The following is a 385-nucleotide window of genomic DNA, read 5'->3' on the forward strand; positions in this document are numbered from 1 at the left end:
GGCGCGGAGCGGGGGCGTCGATCTGCTGGTCAATTGCCACGGTCTGCAGATTCGCCGCAGCTTTCTCGACTGCACGGAAGACCAATGGACGCGCATTCTGGATGTCAATGTGCATGGCGCCGTCAGGACTTGCCAGGCATTCGGCGCCGACACGCACGGGCCAGTGGCTGGACATCAGCGCGCCATGCGACTCTTTCGTCATCAACATCGGCGACCTGATGATGATGTGGACCAACGACCGATGGTTGTCGAACGTGCACCGAGTGGCGAATCCCGACGCATCGCTCGCAAGCGTCGAGCGTCGGCAGTCGATGGCTTACTTCGTCAATCCGCGCGAGGACACTCGGGTCGAGTGCATTCCGACCTGTGTCCACGCAGGCGAGTA

The 385-nt window shown here is 61.8% G+C and carries 1 protein-coding gene; it reads left to right on the plus strand.

Annotated elements, in window-relative coordinates; genetic code table 11:
• Positions 1 to 113: 113 nt before the first annotated feature.
• A partial coding sequence (locus AC1DQ3_RS36865; RefSeq protein ID WP_477125005.1) for a 2OG-Fe(II) oxygenase family protein occupies positions 114 to 385 on the plus strand: 272 nt, incomplete at its 3' end.

This window comes from Cupriavidus sp. 01T418, from assembly GCF_056398885.1.